Origin of the sequence: Clostridium sp. UBA6640 (assembly GCF_002455975.1) — a bacterium.
Taxonomy (GTDB): Bacteria; Bacillota; Clostridia; order Clostridiales; family Clostridiaceae; genus Clostridium_J.
Map to the genome: position 1 here is coordinate 23,753 of NZ_DKLM01000168.1, position 17,919 is coordinate 41,671.

Consider the following 17,919-nt stretch of genomic DNA (forward strand, 5'->3'; position numbering starts at 1 on the left):
AGTGAAAAATATGAGTGGTGGAGACAATTATTATATAGTTAGAGGAGCAAAAATGAGATGCGATAAAGGCACTCATGCAAGAAAAATAAATCTTCCAGTAAGCCATGGATCATATGTAGGTAAAAATCCTAAGATGAATAAAACTGACAGAAAGGAAGATAACATAAGCTATTTTGGCATATGTCATGGAGACTGTCCATCTAGTGGAGAAAATATTTATTTAGTAGCAGAAAAGGGAGGAACAATTACCGGAAAAAAATGCTGTGTAAAAATATTAAAAGACTGGATGAATGTAAAAGAAGATGCATTAGTTGAAGGGGAACCAGCACTTACAACGGATTCAGTCCTTATATGTAAATATGGAGGAAAGATAAAATTTGAAGCAAATGGTCAAGAACAGGAGTAAATGAGAGAAAAGAGGGGAGAAGTTAAATGGGGGTACTTCATGCACTAAGGGTTAAATCTCCTTATAAATTACTGCGTATAGAAGACATAAAAATTGATAATAAACCTAATGAACATGGATATTTATACTTAAAATGTCTAATAGATGATTCAATTAAATTTCAGTCTGCTATAAATGCGTCCGCTAGTGATAAAATATGTGTTTATGAAGAATTAGAAGATGAGAATTTAAGAGAGAGCTCTATAAATATTAATGTAGTTAACGAAAATAAAAGTAACATACTATTTAACGGAATGATAAGTAGTATAAAGACAACAAATAATAATGGAGTATATTATTTAGAAATAGAAGGAATAACATCTAGTTTTGAACTGGATATACAAGAAAAGAGTAGATCCTTCCAAAATGCTAATATGACATATGAGGAGCTTATAGGAACAATCCTAAAGGACTATTCAGGCTACAGTTATACACAATGTATATCAAAGGGGAAAAAAACAGGCAAGCCCTTATTTCAATACAAAGAAACCGATTGGAGCTTTTTAAAGAGAATAGCTAGTGAATTAAATTCAGAATTATTTTGTGATATAATTGAAACGCGTAATATGTTTTATTTTGGAAGACCAATTAAAGCAAGTTATGAAATAGAAGATAAGGGTTTTTATAAAGCTTGTAAGGATTTAAAGAGATTTCATGAAACAGGTGGACTTGAGGCAGGACATGATACAGATTACTTTTATTATGAAATAAAAAGAAGAGAAAAGTATGATATTGGAGATAAAATAAGGTTTAAAAATAAAGACTTTTATGTAAATCAATATTCAGCTTATGCTTTAAAAGATGAAGTAATTTATAAATATCGTTTATGTAGAAAAAATGGTATATGGCAGACAAAAATGTACAATTCACTTTTAAGCGGTGGGTCTCTTGAAGGAAAAGTTCTTGCTGTAGAAGGTGAAAAAGTAAAACTCAATCTTGATATAGACAAAGGTCAAAGTAAAGAAGCCGCCTGGTTTTCATATGCACCGCCTACAGGTAATACAATGTATTCAATGCCTGTAGCTGGAACAAGTGCAACACTTTATTTTCCAAATGAAAGTAGTGAAGCTCCAATTGTAACAGGTTGCGTAAGAAAAAATGGAGGCAGCTGTGCTAAAACATCAGATACAACTAAAAGATATTTTGGAACAGAACATGGCAGCGAAATAGAAATGACTCCAGGTGCATTAAATATAAACGGTGGATCAAAAGAGCCCCTTAATATAAGCTTTGATGACAATACTGGAGTAACACTTAAAAGCCCTAAAAAACTAAGTTTAAATGCAGATAGTGAAATAATAATAAAAACACCACAAAATATAAACATAAAAGCAGAAAGCCAGATATTCGTAGCAAAAGCAGGTACTCAAAGTGGTTTTTCAGTAGAAAACGAGTTTCATTTTTTAGGAGATACCGTAATAGAAGATGCAAGAGATAGAGAAACATATCCTCCATTTGATGATGAACCAAAGACAGCTCAAAAGCCAGAAGAAAAACCGCAGAAAAAAGAGGAAAAGAAGCAGGAAGAAAAGAAAGAAGAAAAGAAAAAGTTTAGTTGGGGAAAACTAGCAATAGGCGTTCTTGCAGGGCTTGCAGTAGTTGCAGTGGTAACAGTAGCAGCGATAGCAATAACAGCGGCAGTAGCAACAGCAGCAATAGCAACTACAGTTGGAATAGGTGCGGCAATAGCAGGAACAGCAGCAGTTGCAAGTCAGGCAATATCGGATAGAATGAGTGGAGAAGTTAGTGATGCATCTGCCTATATGTGGGCTGGAGGCAGAGAATCATTTATAGGTGCACTTTCATCAGCAGTATTTGGACCTTTTGGCACAGGAAAAAATCTAAGTGGAAAAATGCTGCTTGGAGGAATAACCAATGGATTTGAAGGCATGGTAAGAAGAAGATTAGAAAATGAAGAAATAACCTTTGGAAATACAATGTTTGACGTTGGAATTGGGATGTTAACAGCATGGGGCCTCCATAATGTAGGGAAATTATTTAATAAAGCAAGTCCTTGGGTAAAAAGAGGAGTAGCAAAAGTTAGCGATGCCATAGAAAATGCAATTAATAAATTTAAGAACATGGCTTATAACCTTGGTAGTAGGTTTGAAAATAAACTTGCTATTGAAGGAATGGGCAGTATTAATGGAATCTCCCTAATTGATGATGTTAAACTTAAACCTACAAGTACACAGATAGCTTACAATGAAGCTATGAAGGAAGCAGCAGATAATCAGATGAAGAAAGCTGTTTCTGAAGGATCAAGTAGCGTAGATTTAGATGACTTTAATGCAAAAACTGCTACAACGAAACAAAAAGGAAATTTTGGTGAAATAAAAGCAGATAATAATTTATTAAACAATAAGAGCTTAAAAGATGCGGGATATAATTTAAAGTCAATAGGTAGGGATGCACCATCAGGTGTAAATGATAAAATAGTAAAAGGAATTGATGGACTATACGAAAATGCAAATCCAAACTCAAATATAAAGTATGTTATTGATGAAGCTAAATTTGGTACATCAAAGCTAGGAAAAACAAAAGATGGACTACAGATGTCTGATGATTGGTTAACAGGAACAAGCACTGGAAACAATAGAATATTGAGTGCTGTTGATGGAGATAGAAAATTGGCAAATAAGATTATAAAAGCATTGGAAGATGGTAATGTTGAAAGGGTATTATCAAAAATCGACAGTAATGGAAATGTAACAACACATAAGTTAGATGCAGTTGGTAATATAATTGGAGTATGGCCTTAACTTGAAGTAAAGGAGGAGTAAAATATGATGCGAGATAATTTATGCATAGAAGAAAAATGCAGAGAAGGAATTGAATATAACAAAGAATTTATAGAAGAAAATCGAGAGGATATTAAAGGTTTAGAAGAAGATATTAGAAATGGTATTCAAAAATATCCTAAAGATAATAAAAGCATTATAGAAGCAAGACATTTAACAACTTTTAAATATGAGATGGAGAATATTAGAGCAAAGTACTCTTTAGGGGGAGACATAAGTACAATAGAGGAAGAGTTTGATAACGCAATATATGATTTAGAAAATGTAATAAATAAAAAAGCTGGCTATTTAAATCTTCTTTGGATGATATCTTTAGGAATATTATTAGAAACTGATAAAAAGAATATAGAAAGATTGGCTAAGTTAGTAGAAAAAGAAAATATTCAAGATTCAGTAATTGATTATTTATTATATGCTAGTGATATTGAATGGACAAAAATTACAAATATTTATTATAAAGAAAATCCATATTCAAAAACAAAAGAAATTATAGAACTTGCACAAAAAGATAAAAATGAAGCATCTAAAAGGATGAAACAATACATGGAAAAAGAATGGTTTCAAGGTCATTATGATTATGAATGGAAAAATGCACATAAGGAACCTGGATATGTAGGATTCTGGAGCTTTGAAACAGCGGCATTAGCAAAAATATTGGGTCTTGATGATTCCAGTTTAATAGGAAGTAATCATTATCCATATGATTTAGCACATTATAAGGCTGCAATGAATTTTAAGCAAGTTCCTATGAATGGGCATAGTTATGAAAATGATAATGAGAAAATAGAGTTGGCAAAAGAAGGAATTGAAAACAATCCTAAGTTAGAGAAAATTATTCCAGCAAAGTGGCATTCATTTATAAATGAATTAATAAGTGATTATAATGTTCTAGACAATAGTAGCTTTTACGAAAAATACAAAAAGCTTATAGGGCTAGATCAAATATGGTTTTTATTACAGGAATATGAAGAAGAAAATAAGGAAAAAAATCTTTTAGGAAGCTTAATTGTTTTTGCAATGGAAGAAGAAGGCTATATTTTACAATTAGATTATAAGGAAGATTTGGAAGAATATTATTCAAGTATAAAAAATTATTGGGACAATTCAGAAGTAAAGCTAATTCAATTTGTACTAAATAACGACCAAAACTATTATGCATTGGTACCAATAGATACAAATATTGAAAAGATGTATGAAGTCACTGTTGTAGATGTAAAGTAGACTTTAAGTATTATAAATTATGTAGAAATATAATAGTCTTGAAAATAAGTTACTATTTAATCTTAATAATGTAGTTGGATAAATACTAAATGAACTAGCTGAAAAATAAGTAGGCTGGTTCATTATTTTTGCACATAAAAAAACACCACAAAATATAAACATAAAAGCACAAAGTCAGATACTTGTAGCAAAAGCAGGTACATAAAGCGGTTTTTCAGTAGAAAATATTATGGGGATAGCTTACGACCATCAAAGTTCAATGTGAAATATACAATAGATGATAAACCATTTAGTAAAAATATTTTAAATTAGAGGAGGGAAAAATGAGTAAAGTTTTTGAGGATTATTTTTCAGAGTTGCAGGCTGATATGGTTTCAATTTGCTTAGAATATGTTGAAAATAGAGCACAAAAAATATTCATATACTGTTCTTTTGAGGATGGCTTAATCTCTAGTGATTTCTTTTATAAAGTAGATAATTTTATATTGGAAAGGAATAATTTAAATGATATAGTAAATGAAGGGCAAGAGAAATACAATGTTACTATTGATAGGCAAATAGCCGTGATGGATATAATCAATGAGGATATAGAGAAAATTTATAAATTATGCAATAAATTTAAAAAAGATGTGCCTACAGAAATAAAACTAATATATGATGTAGAAAAGAATAGTTTAAAGGCTGAGTATAAATATGATTTGGTCTATTCTAATGATCCTGTTAAGACTGCTGATGACATTGCTATGGAATGGTTTGAGGCCATAAGGTTAGAAAATAATAAATAGTAGTAGCAATTAAATTAACATATATTTAAATTGATAGATTAACTGCAAAATTATTTTTTTACTAACTTCATAATATTAAAAGAGTATATGTTATAGCAACGGAGGAGTTAATTAGAAAATCAGTTGAAGAGATGATAGTGAGATTGAAGAATGTACCTTGGTTTGAAAACTGTGGAAATATGAATGCAACCTCTAAGTATGAGGTCAGTTATGCAAAATATATAGATAGTGTAATAAAGCATTGTTCAAGTACTCGATGGGAAAATCTTTTGTTAGATAAAAGTGAAGATGTAAGCTCATATATTACTGTGTATAGAGTACAAACTAAATATCGTTGGAATGAGGTTGTTCATATAATAAAAAAGGATATATTGCCAGAACTTTTAGAGTATGTAGAAGAAAAATGGAACATTAAATATGGAGAATCAAAAGAGATAAAGCTTGAAATATATTCAACTTTACTTACATTTTTATTATTATATGCATTTCGTGAATATAAAGAAGAGCCATTTCATAATGAATTGCTAAATATTTATGAACAAGGCTATTTTCCATGTGGATGGAAAGGAACTTACCCTAATGGTAAAATAATTATTTTTTAAGAAAGGGAAGTAAACAAATGCAAGATAGTGTTTTTATTAAAAATTGTGAAGTCATGACATCTAAGCTATTTGAAGTAATGGGAATAGAATTTGAGGATTCTACGGAATTTGATAGGCATATACTGGCAATATTTTCCTTTGGAATGATAAGCGCATATGGGATGGAAGAAAGAGTTGGAGTTGAAGTTGTACGTGTAGCATCTCAATATGTGTTAATAAAAGTTTTCAAATATTCAAAAGAACAGTCAGAAACTTTTCTTCAATTATTAATTGATAGCACTCAAAAAGGAAAAAATCCTGTTTATTATCGTATAATTCATGAAGGAATAGAAATGTACTATGAGTATATTGAAGATGAAAATGATAAAATATTTGATAGAATAATGAAGATGTATTTATCATTGAAAAAATCATAAAGCTATTATATAGAGGAGAAGTTATAATATAAATGCAACAAGATATATTTTTAAAAAACTGTAAAAAATTGGTTGAAAATTTATTTGAGATTCTTGAGGTTGAGTTGGAAGAGTTGACTGAACAAGAAAAGGAATTGTTAATTGCTTATTCGTTTGGGATGATAACTATAATGTCAGAAGAAAGCCAAATTTCAAAAGAAATGGAATATTATTCGATTGAGAAAGTTATTATAGAAACTTTTAAATATTCTAAGCAGCAGGCAAAGGATATGTTACAAGAATTAATAGACAGTATTCAAAAAGGTGGCAAAGAAATTTTTGAGATTATGATACATCAAGGAAAATTTGCATATCCTAAGTATAAAGAGAATAATTATAACGAGGTATACGATAGGCTTACTAATATGATTGATGTTATTGTAAGTGGAGAATATAAGAATTACTAGACTTTTATAGTATATCTTAATTGCTATAAGTTTAATATAAAAACTGTAAGAGCCATGTTTCTAATTGAAGAAACATGGGCTTTTTTTCTTATATAAAGAAGTTGATAAGTATCATACTCTAGCAGTGGAATTTTTAAAGGATATGATAGAAAAATTTATAAAGACATCTTCTCATGAAAAAATAAAAAATAGAAGGTATAGTGATATTAGTAAGGAAATGAGTAGGAGACAATGTAATAAAAAATGGAAGTGATAGAGAAATATATCCTCCATTTAATGATGAACCAAAGGCAGCTGAAAAGCCAGAAGAAAAACCACAGAAAAAAGAGGAAAAGAAGCAGGAAGAAAAGAAAGAAGAAAAGAAAAAGTTTAGTTGGGGAAAACTAGCAATAGGCGTTCTTGCAGGGCTTGCAGTAGTTGCAGTGGTAACAGTAGCAGCAGTAGCAATAGCAGGGGCAGTAGCAACAGTAGTTGGAACATGTGCGGCAATGGCAGGAACAGCAGCAGTTTTAGGCCAAGCAGTATCAGATGGAGTAAATGGAGAAGTTAGTGATGTGGATGTATATATGGGCAAGGGGTTCAAAGATACTTTTGTAGGTGCTTTATGTGGAGCCTTGCTTTCACCATTTATGATACCAGTTGCAGGAGCAGGACTTTTAGGCCAAATACCTACATCTTCACAGATTATGGGAGCTTTTTTTAAAACAATGCATATAGGCGGAACATTTAGCTATACGTACTATAATTTAAGAGAGTTTATGGATGGACGTATACCTAGCGCAAGGCAAGGATTAGAACAATATAAGTCAGGAGCATTATTTTCAGAATTTATGTACACTGCACTAATAACAATTTCATCAATTTCTCCACACATCAAAAGTGCATATAAGAATAATGTTAAGAGTGGTACTGGGGGTGGCACTAAGAGTGGAAGTAACCCTGAAAAGCAATTGTTAGTGATTCCCAAAATACATCTAATTCTGGTTTAGAGGGGGTAAGTAACCCTGAAAAACTTTCGATGAATCAAATAGATGATTTAATAGAAGAAATAGGTGGGTCGATAAAAAGTCATCCATTGAGGCAAGAATACGAGAATGCTGTAAAAAACTTGAGTAATTATGAAGTAGAACTTAGAGCTAATGGTTTAGGCGAAAAAGAAGTTGCACAAGCAATGCATCAAGCGCGAAGAGATTTAGGGGTAAAATATAAGAATTTAACTCCAGATGCATTGAAAGAATATATATATGAAGTAAATATAAAAAGATACGATGGAGACCCATTGGGAGGTAGTTTCGAATTTTTCGAAAATAAATATATGGGTGACTATAGCAAAATAATAGATGGTTCTAAGAGAACAAATGGAAATGTAGATAAGTTATTAGAAAACTTTAAAAAATGGCTAATAGAAAAGAATAAATAAGTAGGTGAATAAAAAACAATGGAAATCATTAAGAATATTAGAAATATGGATGATACAAGTATTGTATGTGTATATGATATTAATAATATAACTTATAAAGAGGTTGTAGATGATAATTATAAAATAAAAAAAGATATAGGGTTTTATATTAAAGTAATTAATGATATAGTCGGAGTAATGGAATCTAATAGAGGACCTATATTTTTCTTTAATAACCGTCTATATTATTTAACAGAGTGTAATTATAAATGTCATCAGGCTAATTTAAATGATACGACAGGGAAGTTTAAATTGATAATAGACGAAACAGTAGAAGAAGATATTACGTATAATAAACCAGTGTATACTGATTACGACCAGTGGTCATCAGAAAAAGATGTAGATTTCTTTCAATGGATATGTCAGTCACAAGAAAATGTAACGTCTAAAGATAGATTTCATAAATACTATACAAGATAATATATCTAACTACAAAATTAGGAAGTAAATAACTTCATAATAATGGGTGGATATGGGATTGATATAAATAATAAAATTCTATATAAGTATAGAATGCATAATCTAAATAATGCATTGAAAAGACAAAATGAACTAGCTGAAAAATAAGCAAGCTAGTTCATTATTTTTTTAGTGATAAAATAGTGGTAGATTTTGAAAATATCATTTTAACAGATCAGTATCTATTAGTGAAGCTGGAATTAAGGTACCTGTATTATGCTTAGGTGGAGTAATCTCTATAGCAGCATCTGGTCTTATGTTTTATAAGACGGCTTTAATAGTGGAAGTGGTGGAGATAGTAATAGTTCTTCTAGTGGAAGTCCTGAGACTAATAGGTCAGGTAAAACTGTTGAGGATACAATTAATGATACTGTTGAAACGACAAATGGAAAAGGTATTGCAAGAAATTTTGAAAGGGCAGGTGGATATAGAAAGACTTTAAAGGATTTTGAAAGCCTCAATCCTACAAATATAAAAGGTATACAAACACAATATGAACGTGGCAAAGTTGGTACATTAAGTGATGGGACAAAAGTTATTGCTAGACAAGGAAGTACAACAGGTAGTCCAGCTCTAGAAATAACAGTGTCTAAGAAAAAATATTTAAAGTAATATATTGGTAATAAATTGGGGGTAAAAATGGAACGATGGGAAGAAATTTATAAAAATACTATACCAGTTGGAAAATATAAAACATTAGTTAAAAACGGTGAGGAAGTAGGCTTAATTATCAAACTTGAAGACAATGAATACATTGTAAATATTGATTTTGGAATAGTATCAGCATTTAGAATGCTGGATGAAGGAATAGCATTAAAAGGAATATTTGATGAAAATGAAATTTTAAAATATAAGAAGAATAATTTTTCTAATACCATTTATAAAATTCAAGATGGTGAATTTGGCAAATTTATAAAAAGGAGTAGTAATGAATTATATGATTATTTAGATTTAGAACATTATGTTATAATTACAATGAATTATATAATAGAAGTAATATCTGAATGGGAACCAAGTATCGAAATATCAAAAAAATAGGATATGAAGCATTAGTTCACCTTTATCTAGAGTAAAAGAAAATATCATTGTAACTGAAATATCGATACTACTGTAGTATCGATATTTCTGCTTTAATAGAATTGATATGGTATTTAAATATTACATAGGGAAACATATCCTCCATTTAAAGATGAACCAAAGGCAGCTCAAAAGTCAGAAGAAAAACAAGAGAAGAAAGAGGAAAATAAGCAGGAAGAAAAGAAAGAAAAAAAGAAAAAGTTTAGTTTTGGAAAACTAGCAATAGGTGTTCTTACAGGACTTGCAGTAGTTGCAGTGGTAACAGTAGGAGTGATAGCAATAGCAGGAACAGCAGCAGTTTTAAGCCAGGCAGTATCAGATGGACTAAATAAAGAAGTTAGCGGTGCATCTGCCTATATGTGGGCTGGAGGTAGAGAATCCTTTATAGGCGCACTTTCAACGGCAATATTTGGACCTTTTAATGCAGTAAAAGCTCTACGTGGAAAGATGGTGCTTGGCGGAATAACCAATGGATTTGAAAGCATAGAAAATGCAATTAATAAATTTAAGAACATGGCTGATAACTTCAGCAGTAGATTTGGAAATAAACTTGCTATTGAAGGTATAGGAGATTTTAATGGAAGCTCTCCAATTAATAATGTTAAGCCTAAACCTACAAGTACACAAATAGCTTATAATAAAGCTATGAAGGAAGCAGCAGATAATAATTTATTAAACAATAAGAGTTTAAATGCAATTAAGAATGATATTAAATGGGAGAGTGGAGCTGTAGATGATATTTTGAAAGGTAGGTAATAGGAATTGGAAAATACAAATAAGCTAGATTTTTTAAATCGATATACATTAAATAAAGAGATAAAGGTTGAATTGGTAGGTATAAAAGACATAGATAAAAACATTATACCAAATATTTGGGTAGAAATATTTGAACAGAAGGATGTAGAACATAGAGTTATATGTTTAATTCAGTACTGGGAAAGTATACTAAGTTATGAAATGAGAAATACGATATCTTATTTTAAAGAGCATCTTCAAAACGTCGAACTTATGAGATTAGGGAGTAAACATTATATACTATATTCAATAAGAAGCTTAACAACTGAAAAAGTTTTATTTTATTGTGGAGGAAATCCATTAGAGAAAAGCTTTGACGAGCAAAAAGAATTAAAAAAGGATTGGGGTAAAGTGCCAGAGAAAGTAAAACAATTTTATGAGGAAATACATGATGGCTTCTACTACTTTCCAAGTAGAAGTATGGGGTTAGATGCTATTGAGAATATTACTTATTTAGATGAATACGAATGGAGTATTGTTGATGAATTAGAAGAACCAATAAAAATTGATATAAAATCATCTTATGGTTTTTTTAGTAATGGAGTAGGTAAATATGTAGTAATAGATATTAATAACTTTACCGAAAATGGAGCTACATTGTGGTCATCTAAATCCCTACCAAAGTATAATTTGGATTTTTGGGATATTGTAGACGAGTGGATGGTAATAGGATTTAATTAAATTTTAAAAGACTGCAAAAATTAGTTGAAAATTTATTGATAAGGATTTCAAAATAACTGACGCTGAAGAAGGTGTTTTAAAAGAGGGTATTTAAAATGGATTACATGCCACTAAGTAAAGAAATATCATATGCATTAAGACATGCACCATGGGAATATGAACTAGAACTTGATGAGAATGGTTGGGTAAAAATCGAACAATTACTAACCTCATTAAGGGAAGATAATCGATGGAGTAGTGTGACAGAAGAAGATTTAAATAATATGATAGAAGGTTCAGAAAAAAAACGTCATGAAATACTATCTGGAAGAATTAGAGCTTTATATGGTCATCCATTACCTCAAAGGATAGTAAAAGATGAAAAAGAACCACCTGAAATTCTTTACCATGGAACGCCGAGAAGGTTTTTATCATTGATAAAAGAAAATGGATTGCTACCAAAAGGAAGGCAATATGTTCATCTATCGATTGATATTGATACAGCATCTAAGGTAGGAAAGCGTCGTGACAACAAGCCAACTATTCTTGAAATTAGCGCAAAACAAGCTTGGAATGAAGGAGTAAAGTTCTATCAAGGAAATGATAAGGTATGGCTAGCTGATTTTATTTCAAGTAAATATATTAATGAAATTGATTCTGAAAAATTATAATCTAGCTTCAAAATAATGTTTTAGCCAACTACAAAATAATGTATGAGCAGTAAAAAAGCTATACATGCACATAAGCTAATAATATTAAACACTAAGTGTAGTACAATATTAACTGCGTGATTGTAATAATGCAATTAAAAGATGAAATGAACTAGCTGAAATTTAAGTAGGCTAGTTCATTGTTTTTTAGAGTGCTAAAATAATAGCAGGCATTGAAAATACTAAAGTCTGCACATGAAAATAATAAGACAGACTATGTCTCAAGGGTGTAAGCAATCCTAAAAGATAATCATTAAATGCTTTAGAATGAAATGTATTTATACAGGAATGCTGAAAATACACTATTTTAGATATTATTGCCGCATATCTGGCTCAGATTGATACATTAAAATAAATTTAAGAGAAAGCAGAGATGAAAATGAGAAAAATAGATTCTAATAATATTGTGCTAGTAAATGAAATTAACAACATCCAGACTCAATATGTTAAATGCATTAGCGAGTGTAATTTTTTAGAACCAGAAGATTATAAGTGTCTAAATTTAAAAGCAAACTATAACATGTATAACTTTGGAATTAGAATATTCATACAAGAAAATGTTAATGGCATAACTATTAGTTTATTAGCTGAGAATATTTGTAGGAATATAGAAGTAGATGATGATGCTATGGAAATTATACTAAATGAAATATTCATAATAACTAAATTAGTCAGGTGCAAGTTAGAAGAGCATATGAGTACAACTAGTGAGTTTCAGGAAAAGATTAAATCAATAGAACTTGATACTATGATTACAAATAATAATATTCAAGTCGATAAGTTTAATTTAGAAGAGTTTGAAAGTAAAATAAATAATTTATATAATAATTTAAAACCTGGGAAAGTAGAATATAGTAATGAGACTAATAAATTATTTGTTTTTACTAAAAAAGGAGAATATTTAGCGAAAATATTAACTGAGCTAAATATTTCTAGCTTTGTTAGAACGAGAAGTGGATATTCAATTAGATTTTTAGAAGAAGCATCAAGATGCACTAATAGCTTTATTGATAAATTCGCAAAGGAATTATCCAATATTGCTATTCCGTCAATGTCAGCGCCAGATTTATATTTAGATTATTCGTGGTAAGATATAATGACAATATGTATTAATTTAGAAAAATTTAACTGCAAAGCTTATAGGTATTCAACTGCATAATAGAAGATGTTTCCATGCTATTCAAAAATAAATATAAGGAGTAAATGAACTTACTGCACAATTATAATAATGCGGTGAGCTATAACTAAAAGAAAAACTAAATATATATTATAACAATGAAAAGAGTTACTGTTTCTGATAAAGAAGTGATAACTCTTTTTTGTACATATAATTCTCTTTTTTTCTATGATAGAATATTGGTGATGGCTGGAAATGCTTAATTCTAGCATTTAAAAATAATAAGATAGCTTTATGCTTTTTATAAGGGATGAGGAGCAATTTATGTTACGAGATAACTTAAAGCCTTTGGAGTATTTTGAAACTCAAATAGCTAATAAAGAAAGATATATACAAGAAAATAAAGAGGAAATAATAGAGTTAGAGGAAGATATAAGAAATGGTATTAAGAGATTTCCAAAAGATAATGAAAGTATTATTTATGGAATATATCAAACTAGTGCTATATATGAAATAAAAAAGATATGTGCATTATATTCCGCTGGAATGCCAATAGAGGATTTAAATCAAGATTTTGAATATACAATAACCTGTATGGAAAATTACGGTGAACATAAAATTGGATATTTAAATCTTCTTTGGATGATATCTTTAGGAATATTACTAGAAACTGATAAAAAGAATATAGAAAGATTGTCTAAGCTAGTAGAGAAAGAAAATATTCAAGATTCAGTAATTGATTATTTATTATATGCTAGTGATATCGAATGGACAAAAATTACAAACATTTATTATAAAGAAAACCCATATTCGAAAACAAAAGAAATTATAGAACTTGCACAAAAAGATAAAAACGAAGCATCTAAAAGAATGAAACAATACATGGAAAAAGAATGGTTTAAGGGTCATTATGATTATGAATGGAAAAATGCACATAAGGAACACGGATATGTAGGATTCTGGAGTTTTGAAACAGCTGCATTAGCAAAAATATTAGATCTTGATGATACAAGTTTAATAGAAAATAATCATTATCCATATGATTTAGCACATTATAAGGTTGCAATGAATTTTAAGCAAGTTCCTATGAGTGAGTATAGTCATGAAAATGATAACGAGAAAATAGAATTGGTACAAGAAGGAATTGAAAACAATCCTAAGTTAGAGAAAATTATTCCAATAAAGTGGCATTCATTTATAAATGAATTAATAAGTGATTATACTGTTCTAGACAATAGTAGCTTTTATGAAAAATACAAAAAGCTTATAGGGCTAGATCAAATATGGTTTTTATTACAGGAATATGAAGAAGAAAATAAGGAAAAAAATCTCTTAGGAAGCTTAATTGTTTTTGCAATGGAAGAAAAAGGCTATATCTTACAATTGGATTATAAGGAAGACTTGGAGGAATACTATTCAAGTATAAAAAATTATTGGAGTAATTCAGAGGTGAAGCTAATTCAATTTGTACTAAATAACGACCAAAGCTATTATGCATTGGTGCCAATAGATACAGATATTGAAAAGATGTATGAAATCACTGTTGTAGATGTAAAATAGATTTTAAGTATTATAAATTATGTAGAAATATAATGGTTTTGAAAAATAAGTTACTATTTAATCTTAATGAAGAAGTGGAAGAAATAGAAGGGCTAATTCAAATATCATAATAATTAGAATTATATAAGGGTGAATTATGAGTAAAATTGTTAGAAGAGGATATTTTCCTAATGATGAAAAAGAATTTAGTAATGAATCAATTGAAAAATTGCATAAGGCTGGGTATGATTTATATTACCTTTTAAGTCAAGGATATAACATAAAAAGTGCATCTGTATTTGTAGGCAACCATTATCTATTATCTGAAAGGCAGAGACTGGCTTTGACAAGAGCAATTTCTTCAGAACATAATATTCAAATTAGAAGAGATAAAGAAGTTAAAGAAAATTTAGAAGGTAATATTGTAAACATTGATGGATTTAATACTATAATTACTTTAGAAGTTGCTTTATCAGATTCAGTATTATTAAAATGTATGGATGGAACTATTAGAGATTTAGCAGGATTGAGAGGCACCTACCGTTTGATAGATAAAACGCAATTAGCAATTATAATGATTGGCGAAATCCTAGAAAAAAATAAAGTAGGAAAAGCAAATATCTATTTAGATGCTCCAGTGTCTAATTCAGGAAGATTAAAGGAACAAATATTAGAATTATTGAATGGTTTTAGTTTTGATGTACAAGTTGAAAATATTAATAATGTTGATGCAATTTTAGAAACATTAGATAATGTCATAACAACGGATGCAATTATTCTTGATAAATGTAAAAGTTGGATTAATTTAAATAAAAAAATCATAGAAAGCAATATTTGTAATTATCCATATGTTGATTTTGAAATGTTAAATAGTTATTATAAACAATAGAAATAGGTTGATTAATTTAAATTCATAAATAAGATGTTAGATAGAATCTAACAGAAGACAGATTTCAATATTTATTATAGTAACTTTAATAAATTTTACATTTTAGTATAATTCATAATATTAATAATCCAGTGAGTAGGGAGATAGGTGTCAGAGTGAAACATAAAATTTAAGTTAATTAAACTAAAAAATAGTTTTAAAGCACTCTGCAAAATATCTGGTTTATCCCTTTAAAGATAATTATAATCAAAAGTAAAATACATTGTAATTAATAATAGAGCCAATATTTCTAATAAAAGAAGCATTGGCTCTATTTTTGTGGAAAGAAATAGAAGTTGATTTTAATTATAAATATCTTTTTAAATACAAAGTCATTTAATACGAGAATATATACAGAAACATTTGCTAACTGTAAAATTACTTTTAAAACTTTTTGCCAGTAAGAAAATAGGAGGGGTATATGAAAGATATTACATTAAAAAGATTAAAAGAAGCTGGTTGGAATGAATCAAGAAGTATAGAACTGAAAGATATAGAACTACTTTATAAATCAAGAAATTTTGAGATCAATGAAAGAGTAAGGCGATTTCTTGAATATTATGGAATGTTAGAATTTCATTTTCCTAATAAAAATCCTAAATTTTCTGAAATGCGATATATTAATTTTAATCCAATTAAGGCATTAGGAAAAAACTTATCAAAAGAAGGTCTAAATTATTTACAGAGTGAATATTCAGATGTTTTAGGGGAAAAAAGTATATTCCCAGTGGGTGAAACCGAAAATAGAAACATGCTACTGTTAATCTCAGAAGATAATCAATTTTATGGCTATACTGATGGGTGCTTAATCAAATATGGGAGCAATGTAGAAGAAATGTTAGATTGTGTTATTGGAGAGTATACAATGCCTTTATTTTATGATTAAATGCAGGTAAAATAAGGAGAATGAAATAATAATGAAAATCTTAGAAAGGCAGAAAAAATTAGAGGAAATGAGAATACCTGATGATGCCTATTCAATTTTGAAAGGTGGTTTACCAAATGAACAGCTGTGTTTGGTAAAAAATGATGAAAAATGGGAAGTTTATTATAGTGAAAGAGGAAAGAAATCAGGAATCAGGACTTTTGAAAATGAAGACAATGCATGCGATTATTTTTTTGAGAAATTAAAAAAATATTCTCAAATATAGGCTATCTATTATGTATTGTGAACATATAAGAGGTAGAATAATAATGGAATGGGAAAACTTAAAAATTCAAGGAGTAGGTAATATTGAAAAGTGTGTTGGAGAGTTTAGAATTCAGATTAAAAAGAATGAAATTAACTATTATGGAAAAGTACTAAATTAAATATTTTTGTTAGAGGTAGACTCATATGATTATAAAGGCAAAAGAATTTAATCAGAACAATAATGATATATATTTTATCGAAATCTTATCAGATAAAATAATCATTAATGATAACTATAACGGTATACTAATACTTGATAACAATCTTGAGCTAATAAAAAAATTAGAAGTTTTTGATGATATAACAATATACTCTTCCTTTAGTAATAATGTTAATGAAGAAATTTTACTATTTTGTCCAGACAACGAGTGTATGGTGTATATTGATCTGAAAACTTATGAATATAACGTGATTTATCTCAATAATGGATTAGAAAATTTAATTTTTTCAAATTTGTACGAATGGAATGAGAATGGCTTAGCTTTATCAACATATAAGGGTGAATTCTATAGTATTTATATAGATGAAAAAATAATACAAAAAATTGATTATAAAGAAGTTAAAACATTATATTCTAGGCTATATAAGTTTTATCAAAAGTCAACAAAACAAAAAGTTATAAAAGTATTTCCAGATGAATATATAGCGATTATAGAAGATGAAAAGTGCAATATAAATGCATTTAGCTATAAGAAGCAAATTAAACATAACCTTAATGATGCTTCAATTAATTTCATTGATATTCAATTTAAAGAAGAAATATTTGTTTTAGTTGATGAAAATACAATAGAAATAATTACACCTAATGATAAAGAAGTATTGCATCCCGATGAAAATTATATATTTTTGAATGCGAAATTTGTTAGTAAGCTAAAATGTACTTATCTTGTGACATTGAGTAGCAGCAATTCCAATATTGACCACTCTAAAATTGATATGTTTGAAATTTCTACTTTATAGATTATTAGTGGTGTGGTTTATGTATACATTGCCGACTAGAGGCGTTGTTTATGAAGAAAGAGGATTTGAAGATTAGCATTTATATATAATATTCTAGTAAATTTAGTGAGTTGTTCTATAGTATTATGTAGTCAGAAATTAAAAAAAAGAAAAATAGTAACTAAATAATAGCCCATGCTTTAAAAGGCATGGGTTATTTATTTGAAAGATTTAAATAAGGATCTAATTATTAAAAACCTTATAAAATTACTCATGAGCTTGCGATTATTATCTTCAAGGCTGCAGTGTTATATCATTTCTAGGCAAG

21 protein-coding genes are annotated in these 17,919 nt (G+C 29.0%); all 21 read left to right on the forward strand.

The genetic code is table 11. The features are described from left to right. Nucleotides 1-10: 10 nt before the first annotated feature. The 21 genes from B2W91_RS19640 to B2W91_RS19740 all read left to right on the forward strand — a co-directional run bounded on the left by B2W91_RS19640 (nucleotide 11) and on the right by B2W91_RS19740 (nucleotide 17,612). The gene (locus B2W91_RS19640) at nucleotides 11-406 is read left to right on the forward strand and encodes a DUF4280 domain-containing protein (protein ID WP_291584017.1); all 396 of its coding nucleotides are present in this window, start codon (nucleotides 11-13) and stop codon (nucleotides 404-406) included. 26 nt (nucleotides 407-432) lie between these two features. Beyond that, nucleotides 433-3,207: a contractile injection system protein, VgrG/Pvc8 family gene (locus B2W91_RS20960; protein ID WP_349680823.1), complete on the forward strand. Its 2,775-nt coding sequence runs from the start codon at nucleotides 433-435 to the stop codon at nucleotides 3,205-3,207. A 24-nt stretch (nucleotides 3,208-3,231) separates the two neighbouring features. Then, entirely contained in the window at nucleotides 3,232-4,467 is a 1,236-nt protein-coding gene (locus tag B2W91_RS19650; protein ID WP_291584019.1) for a PoNi-like cognate immunity protein, read from the forward strand. A gap of 323 nt (nucleotides 4,468-4,790) precedes the next feature. Next, nucleotides 4,791-5,252: a hypothetical protein gene (locus B2W91_RS19655; RefSeq protein WP_291584021.1), complete on the forward strand. Its 462-nt coding sequence runs from the start codon at nucleotides 4,791-4,793 to the stop codon at nucleotides 5,250-5,252. 137 nt (nucleotides 5,253-5,389) lie between these two features. Beyond that, the gene (locus tag B2W91_RS19660; RefSeq protein ID WP_291584023.1) at nucleotides 5,390-5,854 is read left to right on the forward strand and encodes a hypothetical protein; all 465 of its coding nucleotides are present in this window, start codon (nucleotides 5,390-5,392) and stop codon (nucleotides 5,852-5,854) included. 17 nt (nucleotides 5,855-5,871) lie between these two features. Next, entirely contained in the window at nucleotides 5,872-6,270 is a 399-nt protein-coding gene (imm48, locus tag B2W91_RS19665; protein ID WP_291584025.1) for an Imm48 family immunity protein, read from the forward strand. Nucleotides 6,271-6,302: 32 nt separating this feature from the next. Further along, complete coding sequence (imm48, locus tag B2W91_RS19670; RefSeq protein WP_291584027.1) at nucleotides 6,303-6,716, forward strand: Imm48 family immunity protein; 414 nt, start codon at nucleotides 6,303-6,305, stop codon at nucleotides 6,714-6,716. Nucleotides 6,717-6,959: 243 nt separating this feature from the next. After that, nucleotides 6,960-7,103, forward strand: coding sequence for a hypothetical protein (locus B2W91_RS19675; RefSeq protein ID WP_291584029.1), 144 nt, complete (start codon nucleotides 6,960-6,962; stop codon nucleotides 7,101-7,103). A gap of 35 nt (nucleotides 7,104-7,138) precedes the next feature. After that, nucleotides 7,139-7,705, forward strand: coding sequence for a hypothetical protein (locus B2W91_RS19680; protein ID WP_291584031.1), 567 nt, complete (start codon nucleotides 7,139-7,141; stop codon nucleotides 7,703-7,705). 29 nt (nucleotides 7,706-7,734) lie between these two features. Continuing rightward, a complete protein-coding gene (locus B2W91_RS19685; RefSeq protein WP_291584033.1) occupies nucleotides 7,735-8,136 on the forward strand; it encodes a hypothetical protein in 402 nt (133 codons plus the stop codon). An 18-nt stretch (nucleotides 8,137-8,154) separates the two neighbouring features. Next, nucleotides 8,155-8,595, forward strand: coding sequence for a hypothetical protein (locus B2W91_RS19690; RefSeq protein ID WP_291584035.1), 441 nt, complete (start codon nucleotides 8,155-8,157; stop codon nucleotides 8,593-8,595). A gap of 678 nt (nucleotides 8,596-9,273) precedes the next feature. Then, nucleotides 9,274-9,672: a hypothetical protein gene (locus B2W91_RS19695; protein ID WP_291584037.1), complete on the forward strand. Its 399-nt coding sequence runs from the start codon at nucleotides 9,274-9,276 to the stop codon at nucleotides 9,670-9,672. A 294-nt stretch (nucleotides 9,673-9,966) separates the two neighbouring features. After that, the gene (locus B2W91_RS19700) at nucleotides 9,967-10,467 is read left to right on the forward strand and encodes a hypothetical protein (RefSeq protein ID WP_291584039.1); all 501 of its coding nucleotides are present in this window, start codon (nucleotides 9,967-9,969) and stop codon (nucleotides 10,465-10,467) included. A gap of 6 nt (nucleotides 10,468-10,473) precedes the next feature. Then, nucleotides 10,474-11,187, forward strand: a complete 714-nt coding sequence (locus B2W91_RS19705; RefSeq protein ID WP_291584041.1) for an SMI1/KNR4 family protein — start codon at nucleotides 10,474-10,476, stop codon at nucleotides 11,185-11,187. Nucleotides 11,188-11,282: 95 nt separating this feature from the next. Continuing rightward, nucleotides 11,283-11,837: an RNA 2'-phosphotransferase gene (locus tag B2W91_RS19710; protein ID WP_291584043.1), complete on the forward strand. Its 555-nt coding sequence runs from the start codon at nucleotides 11,283-11,285 to the stop codon at nucleotides 11,835-11,837. 418 nt (nucleotides 11,838-12,255) lie between these two features. Further along, complete coding sequence (locus B2W91_RS19715; protein ID WP_291584045.1) at nucleotides 12,256-12,966, forward strand: hypothetical protein; 711 nt, start codon at nucleotides 12,256-12,258, stop codon at nucleotides 12,964-12,966. A 351-nt stretch (nucleotides 12,967-13,317) separates the two neighbouring features. After that, a complete protein-coding gene (locus B2W91_RS19720) occupies nucleotides 13,318-14,553 on the forward strand; it encodes a PoNi-like cognate immunity protein (RefSeq protein ID WP_291584048.1) in 1,236 nt (411 codons plus the stop codon). A gap of 136 nt (nucleotides 14,554-14,689) precedes the next feature. After that, the gene (locus B2W91_RS19725) at nucleotides 14,690-15,421 is read left to right on the forward strand and encodes a DUF434 domain-containing protein (protein ID WP_291584049.1); all 732 of its coding nucleotides are present in this window, start codon (nucleotides 14,690-14,692) and stop codon (nucleotides 15,419-15,421) included. A gap of 460 nt (nucleotides 15,422-15,881) precedes the next feature. Beyond that, nucleotides 15,882-16,346 carry an SUKH-3 domain-containing protein gene (locus tag B2W91_RS19730; protein WP_291584050.1) on the forward strand — a complete coding sequence of 155 codons (465 nt, stop codon included), beginning with the start codon at nucleotides 15,882-15,884 and terminating at the stop codon, nucleotides 16,344-16,346. A gap of 31 nt (nucleotides 16,347-16,377) precedes the next feature. Then, complete coding sequence (locus B2W91_RS19735) at nucleotides 16,378-16,611, forward strand: hypothetical protein (RefSeq protein WP_291584051.1); 234 nt, start codon at nucleotides 16,378-16,380, stop codon at nucleotides 16,609-16,611. A 185-nt stretch (nucleotides 16,612-16,796) separates the two neighbouring features. Further along, the gene (locus B2W91_RS19740; RefSeq protein ID WP_291584053.1) at nucleotides 16,797-17,612 is read left to right on the forward strand and encodes a hypothetical protein; all 816 of its coding nucleotides are present in this window, start codon (nucleotides 16,797-16,799) and stop codon (nucleotides 17,610-17,612) included. Nucleotides 17,613-17,919: the final 307 nt, after the last annotated feature.